The sequence below is a fragment of the Myxococcus sp. AB036A genome, from assembly GCF_006547355.1.
Classification (GTDB): Bacteria; Myxococcota; Myxococcia; order Myxococcales; family Myxococcaceae; genus Myxococcus; species Myxococcus virescens.
The window spans coordinates 14421-35023 of sequence record NZ_VHLC01000063.1 but is presented as its reverse complement, the minus strand read 5'-3'; the positions used below and the strand labels follow the sequence as shown (position 1 = coordinate 35023).

Here is a 20603-nt window from a genome sequence, read left to right as displayed (position 1 = left end):
GCCGTTCGCGCGGCGAGCCGCGCTCCCTTTCCGCATCGAGGTCGATATGCGCCGCTGCCGTAGGTGGTCCGAACCTTCCATCGGAGCCCTGCTCCTCCTGTGCGCCAGTCCCGCGCTCGCCCAGGACACCGACGCGGGGAGCCTGGGTGACGAGGAGCCGGAGGTTCACAGCCAGGTGGCCTCCTTCGCCGTCACCCGGCTCCAGGAATCCCCCGCCGTCGTCACGGCGATGAACGCGGAGGAGATTCGCAACTCCGGCGCCCGCGACTTGATGGACCTGCTGCTGCAGATTCCGGGCTTCTTCTTCGGCGTAGACACCCAGGGCGCGGTCGGCCCCGGCTTCCGCGGCCTGTGGGGCTACGAGGGCAAGGTGCTGCTCGTCGTGGACGGCAAGGAGATGAACGAGCAGCTCTACTCCACGATGCAGTTGGGCAACGAGTTCCCCATCGAGCTCATCGAACGCATCGAAGTGGTGCGCGGCCCCGGCTCCGTCATCTACGGCGGCAACGCGGAGCTCGCCGTCATCAACGTCGTCACGCGCGGCGTCCAGGGCAGCACGGACCTGATGGTGTCCGGCATGTACGGGCAGATGGGCAGCGTGAACGGCCGGCGGGGGCTCACCGTCTCCGGCCGCAAGGTCTTCGAGTCCGCGCCGGGCCTGAGCATCTTCGCGTCCGCCGGACTGTCGCAGGCCCAGCGCAGCAGCGGCGTCTTCCAGGACTTCTTCGGCAACTCCGCGCAGCTGGGCGGCAACTCGCGGCTGGACCCGACGATGGTGCAGGCGGGCGTGGGCTACAAGGACCTGCAGCTCAGCGTGCTGTACCAGCGCTATGGCACCTCCGCCATTGTCGCCTTCGACGAGGTGTTGGAAGCGCCCGCGCCCACCGACTTCGAGTCCCTCCACGCGGAGCTGAGCGACAGGTTCCGCCCGGACGAGCGGGTGGAAATCATCCCCCGCCTCAACCTCACCTTCTCCAAGCCCTTCAGTGACTCGGACCAGGATTCGCCCTTCTTCTACGACAAGCAGGTGCTGCGCCTGCGAGGGCGGACGCTGGCGCGCTGGGCGGCGCTGGACTGGCTGCAACTCACCGGCGGCGTGGATGTGACGTCCGACCAGGGGTGGGTCAACGGCCCGGTGGGCGTGGGCCTCCAGACGGGCTTCGGCCCCGAGGAGGCCGACAGCGTCTCCTACGTGAATCTGGCGGGCTTCGTGGAGGCCTTCTCCGTCAATCCGTTCGTCAACGTGGTGGCTGGCGCGCGCGTGGAGAACCACAGCGCCTTCGGTGAGTCCTTCGTGCCGCGGCTGGTGCTGCTGCGCAGCTTCGGGCCGTTCAGCGGCAAGGCCTTGTTCAGCCGCGCCTTCCGCGCGCCGAGCATCGAGAACATCAGCCTGGGCGCCGACGTCCGGCCCGAGCGCACCACCGTGCTCGAGTTGGAGGGCACGCTGCGCATGGGAGAAGGCCACGCGCTGAGCGCCAACGCCTTCGACATGGGCGTGGCGGACCCCATCATCTATTCATACGACGCGGTGACGAACACGGAGGCCTACCGGAACCTCGGACGCCTGGGCAGCCGCGGCGTCGAGCTGGACTACCACGTGCGCGGAAGCTGGGGCCGCGCCGCCCTCAACTATTCGTTCTACACGCCGTCAGGCCGCAATGACGTGGAGGACTACCAGGTGCCCGGACAGCCCAACGCCTTCACGGGCATGCCCACTCACAAGGCCGCGCTCACCGGCAGCATCAAGGTGCTGCCCTGGTTCACCGTCAGCCCCACCGCCGTCCTCGTGGGCAAGCGCTACGCCGTGGACGTGCCGGATGACGAGGGCAACGCGGCGGTAGAGGAGCTCCCCACGCAGCTACTGCTCAACCTCTTCGTGCGCGCGCAGGACGTGGGCACGCGCGGACTGGAGATTGGCGCGGGCGTCTACAACCTGACCGGCACGAACTTCCGCATCGCCCAGCCCTACAACGGCGGCCACGCGCCCATGCCTGTCTTCTCCCGCGAGTTCATGGTGCGCATCAGTTACCTGCTGGACCCTGTCAGCGACGAATAACAGCACGCCCAAGGCTGACGTCCGCCACGGCCCGCCTTCCCTCGGGAGGGTGGGCCGTCTGCCTTTACAGCAATGCGTCACAGGGAATGGACTGTCACAGTGTACTGGCAGTACCCGGAAGGCACCTGGGGAGACCAACCCGGCTTCCGCGTCCCGGACGGCGCCAACACCGTGTCCGTCTACGCCAGGGGCACGGAGGGCGGCGAAATCGTCTCCTTCGTGGTGGGAATGAACGCCGCCGACGGTTTCGGGGTGAAAGAAGCGAACGTGGCGCTCACCACCACCCCGACCCAGTACACAATCGACATCAGCCGCGTCCGGGATGGACAGGTGGTGGGTGGCTTCGGATGGACCGCCGATGGGAGGACGACTCCGCTCGTCTTCTTCATCGACGACCTCCACTGGCACTGACACCCACCCCCTCCTCGCGGCGGAACGGAGCGAGAGGACGATGCGAGTGGGAACGGCGGTGACGACGGTCGATGCGGCGGGCATGCGCGCGCAGAACAGTAGCCTGCTGCTCAACATGATCTGGCGCGAGCGTCAGATTTCCCGGGCGGAGATCGCCCGGCGGACGGAGCTCAGTCCGTCGACCGTCTCCGCCATCGTGGCGGACCTGGAGCGCTCCGGCCTGGTGCGCAGCATTGGCGCCGGGGTGTCCCGGGGCGGCCGTCGCCCCACCCTCATCGGCTTCTGCGATGACGCGTTCGGCCTCATCGGCGTGGAGATGGGCGCCACCCACGTGACGGCCGCGCTCACCGACCTGCGCGGCCGGGTGCGCGCGTACCGGCACGCCAGCCATGCTGTCCGTGAGGACCCCAAGGGCACACTCCAGAAGGTGCGCGAGCTGGTCCAGGAGGTCCTGGACGCCGAACGCGTACCGCGCCGCTCCGTGGCGGGTATGGGCATCGCCGTGCCCAGCCCCGTCCACCCGTCCGCGCCCGGAAAGCTGTCCCCGCTGCTGGTGCCGGCCTGGCGCGACTACGACGTGCAGGAGTCGCTGCGGAGCGCGTTCGGCCTGCCGGTGTTCGTGGACAACGATGCGAACCTGGGCGCGCTGTCGGAGTGCTACTGGGGCGCGGGCGTCAACGGCGAGGACCTGGCGTACATCAAGCTGGCCACGGGCATCGGCTCCGGCCACATCATCCACGGCGACGTCTACCGTGGCGCGGGCGGCACCGCGGGCGAAATCAGCCACCTGGCGGTGGACTCCTCCGGACCGCAGTGCGTGTGCGGCCTGCGCGGCTGCCTCGTCACGCTCATCGGGTCCGCGGCCCTGCTGGAGCGCGCGCGGGAGCTGATGGGCCGCAAGGACAAGCGCGCCCTCACGGTGCGCGAGCTGGTGGAAGGCGCGCGGGCGGGTGAACCCGCCGCGTGTCAGGTCATCGACGGGCTCGGGCACTACCTGGGCATCGCCGTGGCCGGTCTGCTGAACCTGCTCAACCCAGCCATCGTCGTGCTCGGCGGTGAAATCTCGTCGGTGGGAGACCTGCTGCTGGACCCGCTCCGCGCGTCGGTGCGCCAGCGGGCGCTGTCCACCTCCATGGCGGAGACGCGCATCGTCACCTCCGCGCTGGGAGACCGCGCCATCGCCGTGGGCGCGGCCACCCTGGTGCTCCAGGCGGCGCTGCGTGACCGAACCCTCTTCCCCCTCCAACACATCGGCAAACCTGCATGACGCGCCAGGGCCTCCTCCCCGTGGCCCTGGCCCTGACGGGCCTCGCCAGTGACCCGGCCGCCAGCCGGGGAAAACGAGCAGCAGGCGTTCAACACCGCAGCGGCTTGTCGCAGGTGCTGTTCTTCAATCCCTGGCGGAACGGAGACCCACTGCTGGCCGCGGTGGATGCCTTTGCCGGCGGCAGCGAAGTGCAGGCCTCGATTTCAACGTACGAAGTGCCCTGCTACAACTGCCACGACAACGCGGCCTGGGCAGTGCTGTTCTATCCAGACAGCGGCAAGGTGCTCGTCTTCAAGGGCAACCACGGCTGCGACTCCTGCGGAGCACGTCCGCTTTCCGCCAGGGTTTCGAATTGAAGCCCCGGCGGAAAGATGGACCTTCCTTGCGTTGAGTTGCAGGCATCGCCTGACTTCCCCGAGACTCCCGCGCCAGTTGTCCCTCATCACCTTTCAGCGTGGGAACTCATGCGCATGTATCGCCTAGGAGTGGCGTGTGTCTCGATGTGCCTTGTCTTGTCGGGCTGTGCCGACAATGGACCGAATGTCACCAACGACCCCAAAGACAATCCACCACCAGCGTCACCCAACGGCATCCCAGGGGAGGACGGGACCTGGACGGGTCAGCCCACTGGCGAAGACCCTGCCCCCGGCGAAATGGAGGATGTTGACTCGACCGACGTCATCATCACCCACACCGAGCGCTTCTACACCTCCGTAGGCGTCGCGGTCCGGAGCAAGGACCTGTCCTCCAATCCTCCCGAGCTGCTCGTCCGCACCCGGACCGGTTTCACGCGCTACACCGGCGCGCCCTCGTCGGAGGGCTACCGCTTTCCCAGCGTGCCCCAGGGGGAGTACTACCTGAAGACGGGGAGCGCCTATGTCGTCACCGACGAGCGGCATGTGGAGATTGGCCGTCATTATCTGGGACGTCAGGACGCCGTCGCGACGTCTCACTCCATGACGCCCGCGTACCTGAACCTCACGAACCTCGCCCCCTGGCAGGATTCCGTCGGGTACAGCGGCGGCAGCCGGCTGCAGATTGTCTCCGGGCAGGTCGACCTCTCGGCGGAGGTGTACACCAACGACTACGTCGCCGCGGGCCAGACGCAACTGGACGCGCAGGACGCGCAGGCCTACGGCCTGTCGGGCAACTTCCCCGTCTTCGAGGCGGCGAAGGGGGACCGGCTGTACGTGAATCAACTCACGAACGTCTTCGGAAAACCGCTTCCGAACGGTGAACCCCTGGTCGCCTCGGCCCTCGTCCGCAGCGCGCAACTGCCTGCCTTCAACTTCACCGCGGATGGGGTGACGCCGCTCGTCATCATCGGCGCCATGCAGGACGTCCCCATGACGGACGTCTCCTTCGAGTGGCGTCTGGGCAACTACGCCTCCGTCGCCACCGAAATCCACCCCGCCGCGACGGCGCGCCTGCCGACCTTCTACATCGAGCCCTCGGCCCACAGCCCCCAGGAGGGCTGGGTCGGCTACTCGGGGGAGCTCTTCAGCCTCCTGCTCCCGCCTGGCACCTCGCACACGATCGCGGACCGGTTGCCGTATGGAAACCCCTACCCTTCGTCGTGGCGCCCCGTGGGCACCGCCACCTATCAGTACCGCATCCTGGAGCCCCTGCCGGGCGACACCACCATCACGCGAAGCGTGACGGGCTCGCTCCTGACGTCGGACTATGTGGAGAACCTGGTGGCGAGCCCCATCACGCCCGCGCTGACGCCTCCGCGCGCGCTGTCCATCGACGGCATTCCGGCGACGTCCCAGCGCGTGGTGGGCAACACCAGCCCCATCATCACCTGGAAGCCACCCGCGAACGGCGCGCCTACCGCCTATCGGGTGAGCCTGATTCGCCACGTCAACACCAGCGCGTCGACCCAGACGGCCCTCTATCTGCCGGGCACGGCCACCGAGGTCCGGCTGCCCGTGGGAACGCTGGCGCCCAACGCCATCTACTCGGTGAGGGTCACGGCCCTGGACAGCCCGCATCAGGAGGTGACGCGAGAGCCCTTCACCATCTACGAGAAGCTGCCCCTCCACACGGCGGACACCATCAGCTCCCTCTTCACCACGCCGTGAGCCACGGCGCCTCCCGTCCCTAGCGGCGCCTCCGCTGCTGGGGACGGGCGGGCTTCGCCTTCGTCTCCGGAGGCAGCGCATCCAACCACGCCCGCACCGCCTCGGCCTGGGGCGCCCGGCCCGAGGCCGTGAAGCGCTCACGCGCCTTCGCCGCCTCGGTCCGCGCCTCCACACCCTGCCCTTCCTTCCACAGCGCCCGCGCGAGCGCGAAGCCCGACTCCCCCAGCGAGTCCTCCTGCGCGCCCGTGAAGGCCACCGCCTTGCGCAGCGGCGCCAGCGCCTCGCGCGTGCGCCCCAGTCCCAGCAGGGCCTGCCCCACGCCGTCGTAGGAGTACTGGAGGTCCTCGTCGTCGGGCCCCAGTTGGGCGTGCTTCACCGCCAGCGCCGCCTCATAGACTTTCAGCGCCTCTTCATGGCGGCCCAGCGCGAGCAGGCTCATGCCCTCCTCGTCGAGCGCCTCCGCCAGCTTCAGGTGACTGTCGCCCAGCAGCTCGCGGTGCAGCGCCACGGAGGCCCGGGCATGCACCAAGGCCCGCGCGAACTCCCGCTGCTCGCGCAGCGCCATGGACAGGCCCTGGTGGCGCCGGGCCACGTCCAGGTGCCGAGGCCCCACCGCCGCCTCCGTCTGGCGCAGCGCCTCCTCCATCACCCGCACGGCCTCCGGGAAGGCCCCCACCTCCAGCAGCACCCGCCCCAGTGAGAACGTCACCCGCGCGCGCTTCGGATGGCCCGGCACCAGCGCGTCCGCCAGCAAGGTGTTGGCTTCCTCCAGCAAGGCCCGGGCGTCGTCCGTCTGACCGCGCATCAACGCGAGGTTGGCCTCGTTCACCAGCAGGTCGCCCCGCAGCACCGCGTCCCCGCCCAGCCGCTGGAGGGTCGCCTTGCCCAGGCGTGCCCATTGAGAGGCGTGCTCGAAGCGCTCGCGCTCCCCTTCCACGTAGAGCAACTTGTTGAGAATGGAGACCTCCAGCCGGTCCGCCCGGCCCGACGTGGCGTCATAGACGGCCTGCTCCAGCAGCCCCGCGCCCTTCTCCTTCTCCCCCAGCACGGCCTGGAGCCATCCCTGGTGGAAGCGCAGCTCCGCCGTCAGCGGCGCGTACCGCGCGGCCAACACCCGCGACTCCACCGCGTTCGCCGCCGCCAGCGCCTGGGGATAGCGGCTGGTGTCCACCAGCGCCTTCACCTCCGACAGCGCGCCTTCCAATGACTCCAGCTCCGCGCGCATTGCCGGGTCCGCGGGCCGGGGCTGCTGGCTCGCCAGGGCCTCCACGTCCGCGCAGTCCTCGGGCGAAGGCAGCGCGTACGCCGCGTCCAGCGCCTTCTCCACGCCCGCCTTGTCCACCTGGGACAGGGCGCCCACCAGCGCACGCAAATCCTTGTGCCGCCGCTCCAGACACACCACGCGCTGGGTGAACAACGCCTCCGGCTGCACCTCGTGCAGGCGCGTGGCCTCGCACGCGTCGGTGTGCTGCCGCGCCCAACTGCTGGCATAGGCATCCAACACCTGCCCCACCCGGCCCGCCATGTCCCCCGCAAGGGGGCTGCCCGTGGCCGCGAAGGCCGAGGACAGTCGCTGCTTCGCCTCGGCCCCCCAGCTGTCCGCCAGCAGCCCCTCCGCGCCCGCGCAGACGCTGGACTGAAACCACAGCGCGCCTCCCACCGCACCCACCAGTGCCACCGTGGCCGCGGCCATGCCTCCCGCCTTGCGCGCCCGTGCGCGCTGCTGCTCCTGGGACAGCGCCTCCAGCAACGCCCCCATGGAGTCGAAGCGCGCCGCTGGCTCCAGTGACAACCCCCGCATCACCGCGCGCCGCACCCAGGCGGGGACGCGGGCGTCGCTCGGCGGCTCGTGGATGGGCGAGGGCTCCCGCCCGGCGCGCTCCAACGGCGCCGTCACCTTCGCGGGTGCGGACCTCAGCGCCTTCGCGGCCCGCGAGAGCTCGTCGGGGTCGAAGGGACGCTGGTTGTAGAGCGCCCGGTACAGCGCCGCGCAGAAGCTGAACTGGTCCGAGCGCGCGTCCAGGGACTCGCCGCGGAACTGTTCGGGGGACATGAACGGCGGCGTACCCAGGACGACGCCCGTTTCGGTGAGCGGGTCATGCAGCGGGCGCGACGTCTCCGAGGCGTCGCGCACGCGCGCCAGCGTGGGCTGTTCGTCCAGAGGCAGGTTGTCCACGGGACGCGCCAGGCCGAAGTCGGTGACGCAGACGCGCCCGTCACGCCCCACCAGCACGTTGGCGGGCTTGAAGTCGCGGTGCACCAGCCCCGCCGCGTGCGCGGCCTCCAACCCGCGTCCCGCTTGCAGGTACTTCTCCAGCACCTCGCGCCAGGAACGGGGCTTCTCCCGCCGCCAGTCCGCCAGCGTGCCACCGGCCACCCACTCCATGGTGAAGAAGACCTGCGCGTCCCAGGTGCCCACCTCGTAGATGGGAATGACATTGGGATGGGAGACACGCGCCATGGCCTGCGCCTCGCGCAGCAGCCGCGCACGCCCGCCCTCCTCGTCCGCGAAGCGGGCCTCCACGCTCAACAACTTGAGCGCCACCTTGCGGTCCAAGTCCGGGTCATAGGCCGCGAACACCGCGCCCATGCCGCCCTGCCCCAGCAGCTTCAACGGGATGAAGCGCCCCACCCGCTGGCCCAGCGGGCTCCGCGAACGCCAATCCCCACACGCATCGCGCGCGGAGGAAGGCTCCGCCGCATGCGGCGTCCCCTGCGCATCCGCTGACACGACCTGCGTGGACAGCTCTGGCGAATCATCAGCACCCGAGCCCCGGTCATCGGTGTTGGCCATGGCGCAAGTGTACCGGGAAGCGAGCGACTCTCTGCCCCCATGAAGGATTCACGCGCAACAACACACACATGCCGCCGATAATGCGAACAGGCGAAGGAAGTCCGGGAGGGTCCGCCGTGACCAGGATTGTCACCACCGTGTTCAACTCAGCGCCGCAGGCCCTGTCCAAGCCCATCCAGCCGGCCGTGTTGAAGGACGCCAGGACGCCCCTGGAGACGTCGCTCGCCAGGCCGGTGAACAGCTCCGCCCTGGCGACGCCCCGTCCGGAGCGGGACACCTTCCAGGACACGAAGCCCGCGGCCAAGGGCGTGCCGCGGCTGTCGGTGCCGGACGCCACGGGGACCAGCGAGCTTCCCTTCCTGCGAGACCTGGCGCCCGAGAATGAAGCGGCGCAGGCGCAGGCCGACAAGGGCTGGGCGCCCACCGCGTCCGTCATCGCGCAGAACTCGGACACGGGCTGCGGCGAGGCGACGCTGGCCTTCCTGAGCCGGGCGAGCCGCAGCGTGACGAAGGGCACGCTGTGCGAGAAGCAGGAGCGAGAGACGGTCCGCGAGCGCGCGTCGCAGGTCAGCGGCGCCCGGTCCGTCCACGCCCCGGTGGACGTCAACCTGGATGATGGCGCCACGCCCACGGAGATGGCGACCGCGCTGGGGGGCCTGGGCATCGAAGTCACGGACGGCTTCGCCGACTTCGACGCGGCGGCGATGAGCCAGGTGATGAAGGCCGGTCAGTTCGGCCTGGCGCTCGTGGACGCCAATGCCATCCTCAATGGCGCGCTCGCGCCCGAGCAACGGCGCAACGGGCCGGGCCAGCTCCACTGGGTCACCATCGATGGCGTCAACAGCAACGGGACGGCCGACACGTCGGACGACCTGTTCCGCGTGAAGGACCCCGTCAATGGCGAGTACTGGGTGTCCGCCAGGGATTTGGAGAGCGCGGTCCAGGCCGGCAAGGAGCACCACGGCAGCGGCGGCATCTTCGCGCTGGAGAACCGCACGGACGTGGGCGGACAGAAGGAGCGTGACGCCCTGGCCCACCTCAACCGCGAGCGCACGGCGTCCTTCGCGGACGGGAACGGCGTGGGCAGCAAGCGCCTCAGCCTGGGCGAGTCGAGCTGAAGCGCGCGCCCGGAACCTGTCTCAGTAGGTGTAATAGACAGGCGGCGTGGTGCTGGTGAAGAAATCGTAATACGTGGCCACGTAGTTGGCGTGGTTGCCGACCTCACCCGGCAGCGGGCCACCCTTCGTCCCGTAGACGACCAGCGTCGCGCCGCCGTCCGTCTGGTCCAGCGCGCAGGAGTTCACATGGTTCGTCCCGTACATGACGACGATGTCATGCGAGCGGACCATGCTGAGCGTCGCCGGGTCGATGTGATTCACCTGACAGCGATTCATCGAGCTGCCACTGGGCGTGGGCTTGTACGAGAAGGCCGTGGCCACGCCGTAGCTGTTGGCCAGGAGCGCGAGGTACGGGGTGTTGTAGGACCGTCCCAGCGTCACGCTGCCCGCGCCATGGGCGCACGTGCCGGACGCCGCGCGCGTCACGACGATGTCCAGGCTCGGAGGCATGGAGCCGGGCACCGGCACGGAGGAGATGGTGTACGTGCAGCCCTGCGTGGTGCCGGTCACCAGCGCGGCCTCCTGCTGCGCCAGCGCCGCCTGCTCGGGGGCCTCTTCGGGGGCGCCACAAGCGGCCAGGGACACGGCGGCACAACACCAGACGGCGGACTTGAAGACTCGCATGTCGGGACTCCAGGACGGAGAGGATGGGGACTCATCCCCACCTCTCCAAAAGCTGACAGAGTCCTTGTCCAGCATTCAACTGGAGCAAACTGCAACACAATTACATTGCAATTTGGCGGCGCTATTCCTTCTCGATGTCCCGGTCCCAGAGCTGGACGCGGGTGTCGTCGTCCGTCAGGCGCTGGGTGAGCTCGGCGGCGATGGCGACGGAGCGGTGCTTGCCACCGGTGCAGCCCAGGGCCACGGTGAGGTAAGCCTTCCCCTCCTTCTGGTAGCGAGGGAAGAGGAAGCGGCAGAGGTCCACGACCTTCTCGAGGAACTGCTGCGTCTCCTCACGCTCCAGCACGTAGGCCGCCACCTTCGGCACCTTGCCCGTGAGCCCCTTCATCTCCGGAACGAAGTACGGATTGGGCAGGAAGCGCACGTCCAGGACGAGGTCCGCCTGGGGCGGCACGCCGTAGCGGTAGCCGAACGACATGATGGACAGGCTGGGGCCCGCGGCGGGCTCCGGACTGAAGCGCGCCTGCACCATGCGCTTCAGGTCATGCACGTTCAGCGTGGACGAGTCGATGACCTGGTCGGCCAGCTCGCGCAAGTCACGCAGCGCCTGGCGCTCCGCCTTGATGCCCTCGGCGACAGTGCCGTTGGGCGCCAGGGGGTGGCGGCGGCGCGTCTCGCTGAAGCGGCGGATGAGGCTGTCGTCGCTGGCGTCCAGGAACAGCACTTCCACCTGGTGCCCGGCGCGGCGGACCTCGGCGAGGATGCGGGGCGCGTCCTTGAGGAAGACGCCTTCGCGGACGTCCACCACCAGCGCCATGCGCTCGAAGTGACCGCCGCCCGCCAGCTCCGTGAGCTTGGGCAAGAGCAACACCGGCAGGTTGTCGATACAGAAGAAGCCCGAGTCCTCCAACGCGCGGATGGCGGTGGACTTACCGGACCCGGACATGCCGGTGATGATGACGATTTGTTTCGCGGGGGCGGTCACTCGACCTCTTCTCCCAGGGTACGGCGCATCGCCCCTTCGGCGATGGCCCGGTTGAGTCGCTCGGCGAACTCTCTCGCCGAGTGGTGGCCCTGTAGCTTTAGCAACTGATTACGCGCGGCGACCTCGATGATGGTCGCCATGTTGCGGCCCGGACGAACGGGCACCACCGACAAGGGGATGTCCACCCCCACAATCTGCAGATGCCTGTCCTCCACGCCCAGCCGATCATACTCCTGGTGGGGGTCCCACTCCTGGAGCTCGATGACCAGCTCGATTTTCTTCTGCTCGCGGATGGCGGCCACGCCGAACAGGTCCTTGATGTTGATGATGCCCAGGCCGCGAATCTCCATGTGGTGCTTGATGACCGGGTTGCCAGCGCCGTAGACGGCCCCCTTGCGGCGGGTGACGTCCACGATGTCGTCCGCGACCAGGCGGTGGGCCCGCATCACCAGGTCCAGGGCAATCTCGCTCTTGCCGATGCCGCTCTTGCCCAGCAGCAAGATGCCCACGCCGAACACGTCCATCAACACGCCGTGCAGGCTGCTGGACTCCGTGAGGGCCTCTTCCAGGAACGTCTGCACCCGCATGATGAACTCACTGGAGAGCAGCGGCGTCTTCATCAACGCCAGCCCCGCGCCTTCACACGCGGAGATGAGGGCCTGGGGAATGTCCAGGTCCTTGGTCACCACCACGCACGCCAGCTCCTCCTCGCCGAAGAGCTGCGCCAGCGACTCGCGCTGCCGCGCTTCCGGCAGCGTGGCCAGGTATGAAATCTCCGTGTTGCCGAACACCTGGACGCGGTGCGGATGCAGGTGCTCGGTGAAGCCCGCAAGCGCCAGCCCCGGCTTCTGGATGCGCGAGGACACCACGACGCGCGACAGCCCGCCGCCGCCGGCGACGAGACTGAGCCGCATGTCGTAGTCGCGGTCCTCGAGGAGCTGGGAGATGCGGATGGATTTCATCGTCAGGGCGTGGATATCACCGGTGGGGCCCTTTGAGGGGGACAGCCTTCCTTGGGCCCTCAACGAGAGGGGGCCCGGGTAGGAGACCCGGGGCCCGGCCGCCCCACCGGGAGGCAAAATGCGGGTTCCGGCAGGTAACGGAAGGCCACGGAAGCCATTCCGTGGGGCTCCGGCCGCTGGTAAGCCGGAAAACATGTCCGACTGTCTCTTCTGCAAGATTCGCGACGGGCTCATCCCCGCCAAGGTGGTCTACCGCGACGACGTGTGCGTGGCCTTCGAGGACATCAATCCCCAGGCCCCCACCCACGTCCTCTTCATCCCCCGCAAGCACATCCCCACCGTGAACGACATCACGGCGGAGGACCGCGAGCTGGTGGGCCACCTCTTCACCGCGGCCGCCAAGGTGGCCCAGGAGCGCGGGCACGCGGACCCGAGCGACGGCTACCGGGTGGTGATGAACACCCATGTGCACGCCGGCCAGACGGTCTTCCACATCCACCTGCACCTGCTGGCCGGACGCCCGCTGGGCTGGCCGCCGGGCTAGTTCCGCGAGCCCCTGCCCGAGGCCGGTGTTAGCCTCGGGCACTGCGATGCCCTTCTCATCGGAATCGTCTCCCGGGAACCGGCGAGCCTACACACTGCTGTCACTGCTGCTCGCGGGCGTGGCGGGCCTGGTGAACACCACGGGCTTCGTGGCGCTGGGCCTGCACACGTCGCACATGTCCGGAACCATGGCCACGCTGGGAGAGTCCCTGGCCTCTGGCAACGTGGCCCTGGCCTGGCTGGCCGCGCAGCTCCTGCTGTCCTTCGTGGTGGGCGCCGTGTCCGCGTCGGTGCTGCTGGAGCTCTCCCAACGGCGCCCCCGGGGCCGCCACTCCTCCGCGCTGCTGCTGGAGGCGCTCACGCTGGGCGGCATCGGCGCCTGGCTGTCGTACCACCCCAGTACACACGAGCCGACGCTCATGTGGGGCCTGGCCTATGCCATGGGGCTCCAGAACGCGCTCGTCACCCGCGTCTCCGGCGCCGTGGTGCGCACCACGCACATCACCGGCATCCTCACCGACATCGGCATCCAGGTGGTGCGGCTGGGTTCCTGGCTGCGCGAGGGAACGCGGGGCCAGGGCCTGCTGGGCCTGCGACGCCGTCTCTGGGCGCTGCCCACCGCTGTTGAATTTGAGCGGACCCGGCTGCACCTGGGGCTCGGCTCCGCCTTCCTGGGCGGCTGCACGCTGGGGCCGCTGCTCTTCGCCCGGCTCGGCGCGGCCACCCTGGCGATTCCCTGCGGCGCGCTGGTGCTGCTGGTGGCGCTCGACCTGAGCGCCGTCGCCGCCTCCGGTCCCCAGGCGATGCCGCGCGCCTGAGTCACTCCGTCCCGGGCTGGGCGGACGCGGGGCCGGGCGGCCCGGAGGACGCCTCCACGTCCTTGACGCTCGCCGAGGGCCTGCCGCGGCGGAGCACGTGCAGCACGCTGCTCTTCTCGTCCGTCCACGTGAAGTCGGGGTCCTCCCGCAGGCCCAGCCGGCGCACGCGCGCGGAGGCCCGGGTGAAGGTGGGTCCCCAGGAGAACTCGCGGTCCGGGCTCAGCACCATCCAGTTGCTGCGCAGCGCGTCCCCTTGCGTCTCGTTGACCACCAGCGCCGCGTGCAGCCCCAGGGCCCGCGCGTGCGCCAGCGTCAGCGGCACCAGGTCCAGGTGGACGTTGCTGATGTGCAGCGCCAGCACGCCATGGGGCGCCAGGTGCGCGCGGTAGAGCGCCACCGCCTCCTGGGTGAGCAGGTGCACCGGCACCGCGTCCGAGGAGAAGGTATCCAGCGCGAGCACGTCGAAGCCCTGCGCGCCGCCCGCCTCCAGCTCCCGCTCCAGGGAGATGCGCGCGTCCCCCTCCACCAGCTCCACCTTCGCCGGCGTGTCTCCCAGGAAGGAGAAGTAGCCGCCCTCGCCCTGCGCCAGCGCGATGACCGCGGGGTCGATTTCGTAGAAGCGCCCGGTGTCCTCCGCTTCGAGCAACGCGGCGCTGGTGCCCACGCCCAGCCCCAGCACGCCCACGCGAAGCCCCGCGGGCAGCCCCACGGCTTCGCGCAGCCGGCGCTGCTCGGCGATGGCCAGTCCCAGGCCCGCCTCCGGCGTGTAATACGTCGTGGGCACGCCCCTGCGCTCGGGCGTCACGTACTGGAGCCCGTGGGTGATGGCGCCGTGCAGCAGCGTGAAGCGGTGGTCCTCCGGCGAGCCCACGCCCTGCTCCATCACCCGCACCACGCCGAAGAAGTTGCGCGAGGCGAAGCGCGCGCGGCCCTGCTCGCGGGCCATGGTGTACGTCAGGTGTCCGGCCACCAGGAGCAGCATGGCGCCGCGCAGGACACGCTGCATCCGCTGCGTCCGCGTCGCTTCGCCCGCCTGTTTCGCCATGCCCACCAGCGCGACGACGCAGCACGCGCCCAGCGACAGAGGGTACTCCCAGTAGGCACTGAAGACGGCGGGGGCCAGCACGCTGATGAGCAGCCCGCCCAGCACGCCGCCCGCGGACACCCACAGGTAGAAGGCGCTGAGGTGGCGCGGCGGTGGGCGCAGCCGGTACAGCTCGCCGTGGCACACCATGCTGCCCGCGAAGAGGGCCACGGAGTACGCGACCAGTTGGAGCGCGAGCGACGACTGCGGCCCCTGCGTCTGCGCGTGCGCCACGCCCGCGCCCGAGGCGATGAGCAGCACCGCGTAGACGGTCCGCGAGTAGAAGGACTCGCGGGAGAAGGCGAGGATGAAGGTCAGCAGGTAGACGGCCAGGGGCAGCACCCAGAGGAAGGGGCCGGCCGCCACGTCCTGGGAGAGCTGGTTCGTCGTCGCCAGCAGCAGCACCGACGCGCAGGTGCTCAGCCCCAGCCACGTCATCGTGGCGCGCACGGTGGGGCGTGCCACCTCCGCGCCGGCCTCTCCCCCGGCGCCTTCCGTCAGCGGCGTGGCCGTCACGGGCGCGGGCGTGGCGACGGGCGCCGTGTCCGGCTGCTTCATCACGTCCAGCGCACACACCGCGCAGGCCACGGCGAAGAAGACGAAGCCCACGCCCCAGCCCCATGCCTGGGCGCCGCGTCCCACCCACGGCTCCACCAGGAAGGGATAGCCGAGCAGCGCCAGCAGCGAGCCCGCGTTGGACAGCGCATACAGCGGATAGGGCGAGCGACCCGGCCGCGCGCGGGCGAACCACGACTGGAGCAGCGGACCGGTGGTGCTCAGCACGAAGAAAGGCAGGCCGATGGTGACCGCCAGCATCGCCAGCAGCCGGGGGACGGCCAGCGCGGTGCCCTCCGGACGCCATTCAGGCCCGGGCGCCACCGGCGAGCCCGCCAGCAACGCGCGAGCGCCCAGCAGAAGAACCGCCACCGCGAGCAGTCCCAGGTGGACGCGGGCTTGCGTGCGAGGTGTCAGCCGCGAGGCGAGTCCGTGCGCGTACGCGTAGCCCCCCAGCAGCACCGCCTGGAAGAACAACATGCACGCCGTCCACACGCCGGGCGTTCCGCCGTACCACGGCAGCGAATAGCGCCCCACCAGGGGTTGCACGCCGAACAGGAGGAACGCACTGGCGAAGATGGCGATGGCGTAGCGGGACATGTTGGCGGTCCAGGCTTTCCCGCCCGGCACGTCCGGTCAACTGTCCGGCGTCCGAGGGACGAAGAAGGTTCAGCGCGAGGGTGCTCGGGGCGCGAAGAGCCGGGCGCCGGACGGAGCCAGCGCGGTTTCCATGGGCAGCCCGTAGAGCGTTTCCAGGGAGCCACGCTCCAGCACCTCGTTCGCCGGCCCCTGCGCGAGCACCTGGCCATCCCGGAGGAGCAGCACATGGGTGGCGAAGGCGGCGGCGAGGTTCACGTCATGCAGCACCGCCACCGCGCCTAGCCCCGCGTCCACGCGCGCGCGCACGCGGTCGAGCGAGCCCACTTGGTGGGCCACGTCCAGGAAGGCGGTGGGCTCATCCAGCAGCAACAACTCGGGTTGCTGCACCAGTCCTCGCGCCAGCATCAACATCCGGCGCTCGCCTCCAGAGAGGGCCTCCGCGGGCCGCTCGGACAGGTGCGCGATGCCGAGCTCCGTCATCACCTCCTGCGCCAGCGCCACGTCTCCCGCGGACGGCAGGCCCCAGAGCCCCAGGTGCGGACTGCGGCCCATCAACACCAGCTCCAGGCCGCTGAAGCCCTCCGTGGATTCGATGGTCTGCGGCACCCACGCCACCTTGCGGGCGAGCGCTCGGGGCTCCCAGGCGGCGCGCTCGCGCCCCAGCAGGCGGACTTCTCCGCGCGTCCAGGGCCCCAGGCCCAGCACCGCGCGCAGCAGCGTGCTCTTGCCCGTCCCGTTGGGGCCGAGCACCGCCCACAGCTCACCGGGCCGGACCTCGCACGCCACCCCATGCAAGATGGGACGAGGACCGTAGCCCGCGACCAGCGCCCGGGTGACGAGCAGAGGCTCCACGGGACTAGTACAGCTCCTTCTGCTTCTGCAGCAGGTAGCGCTTCATCGCCCGGACCTTGCGCAGCGCTTCCGGGTTGTCGCTGCTGCCCGCGGCCTCCACCTCGCTCTTCACCTCGGCGTACCGCGTGCACCAGAGGCCGAGCACCACGCACGAGTGCTCCGCGTTGAGCTGGTTGAAGAGCGCGTTCGTCTCACGCCACTCCCTCTCCAGCACGGTGAGCTGACGGGAGCGCGCGGAGCGAATCTTGCGGACCGGCGCCGAGCGCTTCTCGGGAACCTCGGTGTTCTTCTGCTGCGCGTCCAGCGGCGCGAGGAAGGAGTCGTCGAGCGAGCCTCGGCCTTCCGTGGCACCGGCGGGCGGCGCGGCGTTGGGCGTGGGGGTTCCCGGCGTGGCACCGGTTGGCGGCGCGACGTCGGGCGCGGGGGTTCCCGGAGCCTGCGCCGCGTTCCCCTCGGGAGGCGGGCGATTCTCGTCGGCGGCCTTGCCCGCCTGCGCTTCGTCAGGAGCGGAGGGACGCAGGGGCTGCGCGGGCGGCGGCCCTTCGGGTTTCTCCGGCATGAACTGGCTCAGCACCTGGGCGCGGAGCGCCGGGGGGCCCAGGAAGAAGGCTCCGACCACGGCCAGGATGAAGAACAGCAACACCAGCACGAGCACCAGCGGGCCCTTGCGACGACGCTCGGGGCGCTCGGGGCGCTCGGGCATCGTCGTGCGGCGGGTGTCCTCCTTCGCGATTCGCTCGGCCGAGCGCGTCTCCGGGCGGACGGGCATCGTCGTGCGCCGCGTCTCCTCGTTGGGCGTGAGGGAGACGCGGACATCGTCGTCGCTCTCGTCCTCCTCTTCGTCCGTCACGACGGGGGCGGGCGCGGTGGGACGCACAGCGGAGACGGAACCTGTCCTGCGCGCGGTGCTGGCCGGTGCCATCCCCGGCGAAGACGACCGGGCCCGCCGAGACCTGGGCCGGGAGACGCCGGACCGCTCCTCGTCCTCGGAGCCATCCACATCCTTGAAGAGGCCCGCATCCAGCACCACGCGCGGATGCGTGTCGTCAGGACGGGTGACGCGAGGGTCCGTGTCGGCGTTATGTGCGACGCGGGGCTGGGTGTCGTCGTGGCGCTCGGTTCGCGACGGGCGGTGGATGCGCGGATGCGTGTCGACGTCGGCGATGCTCGGCGCGGCTTCCTCGTGCCCCACATCCTCGGTGGAGAGCACAGGCAGCTCCGACGAGGCGCCGTCCTGAGACTGCGCGTCGGTCGAAGAAAGGCCGGCTTCGTCCTCGGACACGCCCGCCTCGGACTCGTGCGCGGCCTCCGCTTCGTCCTCCGGAGAGAGGGCCTGCCCGCCATCTGCGGGTGTGGCGTCCACGACGGGCTCGTCCACCACGGGCGCGGAGCGGGAAGCCGTCGCTCCCGATGCAGGTGCGCTGGGGATGGCTCGCGAGGGCGTTGCCCCCTTCGGAGGTGGAGGTGCCCCCAGCGAAGGCATGCCCCGCGAGGGCGTCATGCCAGCCTGGGCTGGCGACACCGCGGCCATCCCCGCCGAGGACACCCTGCGCGGTGGCGTCTCGCCCTCCGTCGACCTGGCCACGGAGGACACCGGGTCCGAAGAGGCCTCGTCCCGCGCATCCAACGCAGCGACTTCCACGGAGGAGATGGCGCGAGTCGAAACCCCCGCCTGCGCGCCCACGGCGGGCATGCCCGCCGACGACATGGAGCGTGAAGCCGCGGCCTCATCCGGCGAGCCCACCGCGGACATCCCCGCCGACGACATGGAGCGTGGAGCCACGGCCTCATCCGGCGAGCCCACCGCGGACGTCGCGCGAGACGGCGTCGAGCCCGGCGGAGGCGGCTGGACGGCCGCCATCACCATCGAAGCCGTTCGAGGCATCGGGACAGAAGGATGCGGCTCGCTGAATGCCGCCTCGTCCGGCGTCGCACTCTCAAACGCGCCCTCGCGCTCCGAGGCGGAGTCCTCGTCTCCGGCAGCCCCCTCCGAGACCTCAACGGCCGGCATCGACTCCAGCGCCGACGTGCGAGGCAACGGCGCGGGAGCAGTCACGTTGACCGCGGGCATCACCACCACGCCGCTGCGTGGCAGCACCGCTCCGGGCGCGCGCGGCTCGGCCCCTGGCGGCGGAGGTCGCGAGTTCACCGTGGCCTGCGACCCACGCGGCGGCACCGCGGGCGTGGGCGCTCCCACCGAGGCAATCACGCTCGGGCTCGCCTCGAACGCCCTGCTCCGAAGCGACTCAGCCTTCGCGGCCGTCGACTCCACCTGAACGGACGCCTCCTCGGGAGAAGGCGGCCCACCCAGGCTCGGCATCGCCAGCTCGGTCGGCCGCATGTGCGTCGGAAGCAGCGCACGCGCGGCGGCCACACCTGGCGGCACCGCCTCGGGCGGCATCGACGTCATCTGGACTTCGCGCGTCAGCGCGGGCGCGCGAGGAATCGGCGCAGACGAAGGACTCACCCCGCCGCCGCGAACGAAGGCCTCGGGGCCCACCTCCACCGAAGGCGCCGTGTCCTGGCGCACGCCCCGCGCCCGCGCCTCTTCCTCCAGCGCCTCGATGGGGAACGCGGGCCGGGTGGACTCGTCCATCGGGACACCCGGGCGCGTCTCACCGTCCGTCACCGGACCACCGCCCTCGCGGCTGCGGGGCGTGGGGAAGAACGACAGCGGCTCCACCGGGCCGTCCAGGCGGATGGTCTTCGCCGGCAGCATCGCGTGCGCCGTCTTCGGCGCCAGCGGATCATCCGGCATCGACGCCAGCGCACGGACCTCTGCCGTGGACAGGCGCGGCACCTCCTTGAGGCTCGCCAGGAGACGCCGCTCGGACTGGAAGTCCGCCGAGAACAGCTCGCGCATGAAGCGGCTGACGCTCTCCGGGCCCGCGCTCGCGTCAATCTCCATCAGGCAGGCCTGGAGCCGCCCGCGGAACTCCTCCGCCGACTGGAAGCGCTGCGACGGGTCCACCGCCAGCGCCTTGGCCACCAGCGCCGTCACCGCGGGCGGCGTGAGCGGCTCCACCTGGTCCAGCGGCGCGATTCGCGGGTTCGCCACCAGGGACATGAGCTCGCCCGGGTGGACCCCGTCGAACGGGTTCTTCCCGCAGATGAGCTCGTAGAGGCAGAGCCCCACCGCATACAGGTCGCTGCGGCGGTCCACCGGCTGGTGCCGCGCCTGCTCCGGCGACATGTAGAGGAACTTGCCCAGGATGATGCTGGGGTTCGTCTTCGCGGCCGACAGCCGGCTCTTGGCGAGCCCGAAGTCGATGACCTTCACCTCCCCCTCGTAGGAGATGAGGATGTTCTGCGGCGAGATGTCCCGGTGGACGAGCTTCAGGTCCTCCCCGTCGTCGTCCTTCTTGCGGTGCGCATAGGCCAGCGCGTCCAGCACCCGGCCCATGGTGTAGAGGATGAACGTGACCGGCAGCGGCATCTGCCGGTCCCGCACGCGCGCGGCCACCTTGCGCAGGTCCTTGCCGTCCACGTGCTCGAGCGCCATGTAGGCCTCGTCCTCGTGGAGGCCCATGTCCAGCACCTGGGCAATGGAGCCATGGCTCAGGCGGACCAGGGTGCGGGCCTCGCCCACGAAGCGCTCGACGAAGTCCGAGTCCGCAGCCAGCTGCGGGAGGATTTTCTTGATGACGCAGAGCTTCTCGAACCCCTGCGCCCCCTCCAACCGCGCGAGGTAGATCTCTCCCATGCCCCCCGTCGCCAGTTGGGACAGGAGCGTGTACCGGCCAAAGGGCTGGGGCCGGAAGGGTCTCAACCGGGCGGGTTGGGTTGACGAGTTCATGCGGTGCGGGGGTTCACCACGACGGGGTCCGCATTGAACCCTTTCCCGGTACGT

15 protein-coding genes are annotated in these 20603 nt (G+C 70.1%); 8 read left to right on the top strand and 7 right to left on the bottom strand.

Annotated elements, in window-relative coordinates; genetic code table 11:
* The first annotated feature begins 46 nt into the window (after window positions 1-46).
* The 5 genes from FL344_RS24075 to FL344_RS24055 all read left to right on the top strand — a co-directional run bounded on the left by FL344_RS24075 (window position 47) and on the right by FL344_RS24055 (window position 5818).
* Complete coding sequence (locus FL344_RS24075) at window positions 47-2056, top strand: TonB-dependent siderophore receptor (RefSeq protein WP_141620162.1); 2010 nt, start codon at window positions 47-49, stop codon at window positions 2054-2056.
* Between the two features lie 72 nt (window positions 2057-2128).
* Entirely contained in the window at window positions 2129-2467 is a 339-nt protein-coding gene (locus FL344_RS24070; protein ID WP_228565323.1) for a hypothetical protein, read from the top strand.
* A 40-nt stretch (window positions 2468-2507) separates the two neighbouring features.
* On the top strand, window positions 2508-3734 hold the full coding sequence (locus tag FL344_RS24065; RefSeq protein ID WP_141620161.1) for an ROK family transcriptional regulator: 1227 nt from the start codon (window positions 2508-2510) through the stop codon (window positions 3732-3734).
* Between the two features lie 20 nt (window positions 3735-3754).
* Window positions 3755-4090, top strand: a complete 336-nt coding sequence (locus FL344_RS24060; RefSeq protein WP_141620160.1) for a hypothetical protein — start codon at window positions 3755-3757, stop codon at window positions 4088-4090.
* Window positions 4091-4387: 297 nt separating this feature from the next.
* Window positions 4388-5818: a fibronectin type III domain-containing protein gene (locus FL344_RS24055; RefSeq protein WP_141620159.1), complete on the top strand. Its 1431-nt coding sequence runs from the start codon at window positions 4388-4390 to the stop codon at window positions 5816-5818.
* Window positions 5819-5837: 19 nt separating this feature from the next.
* Here FL344_RS24055 and FL344_RS24050 read toward each other — a convergent pair whose 3' ends face one another.
* Window positions 5838-8612 (bottom strand): serine/threonine-protein kinase, encoded by a 2775-nt coding sequence (locus FL344_RS24050; RefSeq protein WP_228565322.1) that lies wholly within the window; start codon window positions 8610-8612, stop codon window positions 5838-5840.
* Window positions 8613-8728: 116 nt separating this feature from the next.
* On the opposite strand from FL344_RS24050, the gene FL344_RS24045 reads away from it, so the two are divergent.
* On the top strand, window positions 8729-9730 hold the full coding sequence (locus FL344_RS24045; protein ID WP_141620158.1) for a hypothetical protein: 1002 nt from the start codon (window positions 8729-8731) through the stop codon (window positions 9728-9730).
* 21 nt (window positions 9731-9751) lie between these two features.
* On the opposite strand, the gene FL344_RS24040 is transcribed toward FL344_RS24045, so the two are convergent.
* Genes FL344_RS24040 through hprK form a run of 3 tightly spaced genes read right to left on the bottom strand, consistent with a single transcriptional unit; the run spans window position 9752 to window position 12301 of the window.
* Window positions 9752-10429 carry a hypothetical protein gene (locus FL344_RS24040; protein WP_141620157.1) on the bottom strand — a complete coding sequence of 226 codons (678 nt, stop codon included), beginning with the start codon at window positions 10427-10429 and terminating at the stop codon, window positions 9752-9754.
* Between the two features lie 46 nt (window positions 10430-10475).
* The gene (rapZ, locus tag FL344_RS24035) at window positions 10476-11339 is read right to left on the bottom strand and encodes an RNase adapter RapZ (RefSeq protein WP_141592697.1); all 864 of its coding nucleotides are present in this window, start codon (window positions 11337-11339) and stop codon (window positions 10476-10478) included.
* Window positions 11336-12301, bottom strand: a complete 966-nt coding sequence (gene hprK / locus FL344_RS24030; protein ID WP_141620156.1) for an HPr(Ser) kinase/phosphatase — start codon at window positions 12299-12301, stop codon at window positions 11336-11338. The genes rapZ and hprK overlap by 4 nt, the downstream gene beginning before the upstream one ends.
* Window positions 12302-12494: 193 nt before the next feature.
* Here hprK and FL344_RS24025 point away from each other — a divergent pair, with 193 nt between their 5' ends.
* On the top strand, window positions 12495-12845 hold the full coding sequence (locus FL344_RS24025) for a histidine triad nucleotide-binding protein (protein ID WP_141592699.1): 351 nt from the start codon (window positions 12495-12497) through the stop codon (window positions 12843-12845).
* A 46-nt stretch (window positions 12846-12891) separates the two neighbouring features.
* The gene (locus tag FL344_RS24020; RefSeq protein ID WP_228565320.1) at window positions 12892-13662 is read left to right on the top strand and encodes a YoaK family protein; all 771 of its coding nucleotides are present in this window, start codon (window positions 12892-12894) and stop codon (window positions 13660-13662) included.
* 1 nt (window position 13663) lies between these two features.
* Here FL344_RS24020 and FL344_RS24015 read toward each other — a convergent pair whose 3' ends face one another.
* From FL344_RS24015 to FL344_RS24005, 3 genes are all read right to left on the bottom strand, one after another.
* Window positions 13664-15901: a fused MFS/spermidine synthase gene (locus FL344_RS24015; protein WP_141620154.1), complete on the bottom strand. Its 2238-nt coding sequence runs from the start codon at window positions 15899-15901 to the stop codon at window positions 13664-13666.
* 69 nt (window positions 15902-15970) lie between these two features.
* Window positions 15971-16753, bottom strand: a complete 783-nt coding sequence (locus FL344_RS24010) for an ABC transporter ATP-binding protein (RefSeq protein WP_141620153.1) — start codon at window positions 16751-16753, stop codon at window positions 15971-15973.
* A gap of 4 nt (window positions 16754-16757) precedes the next feature.
* Window positions 16758-20549, bottom strand: a complete 3792-nt coding sequence (locus tag FL344_RS24005; protein ID WP_141620152.1) for a protein kinase — start codon at window positions 20547-20549, stop codon at window positions 16758-16760.
* Window positions 20550-20603: the final 54 nt, after the last annotated feature.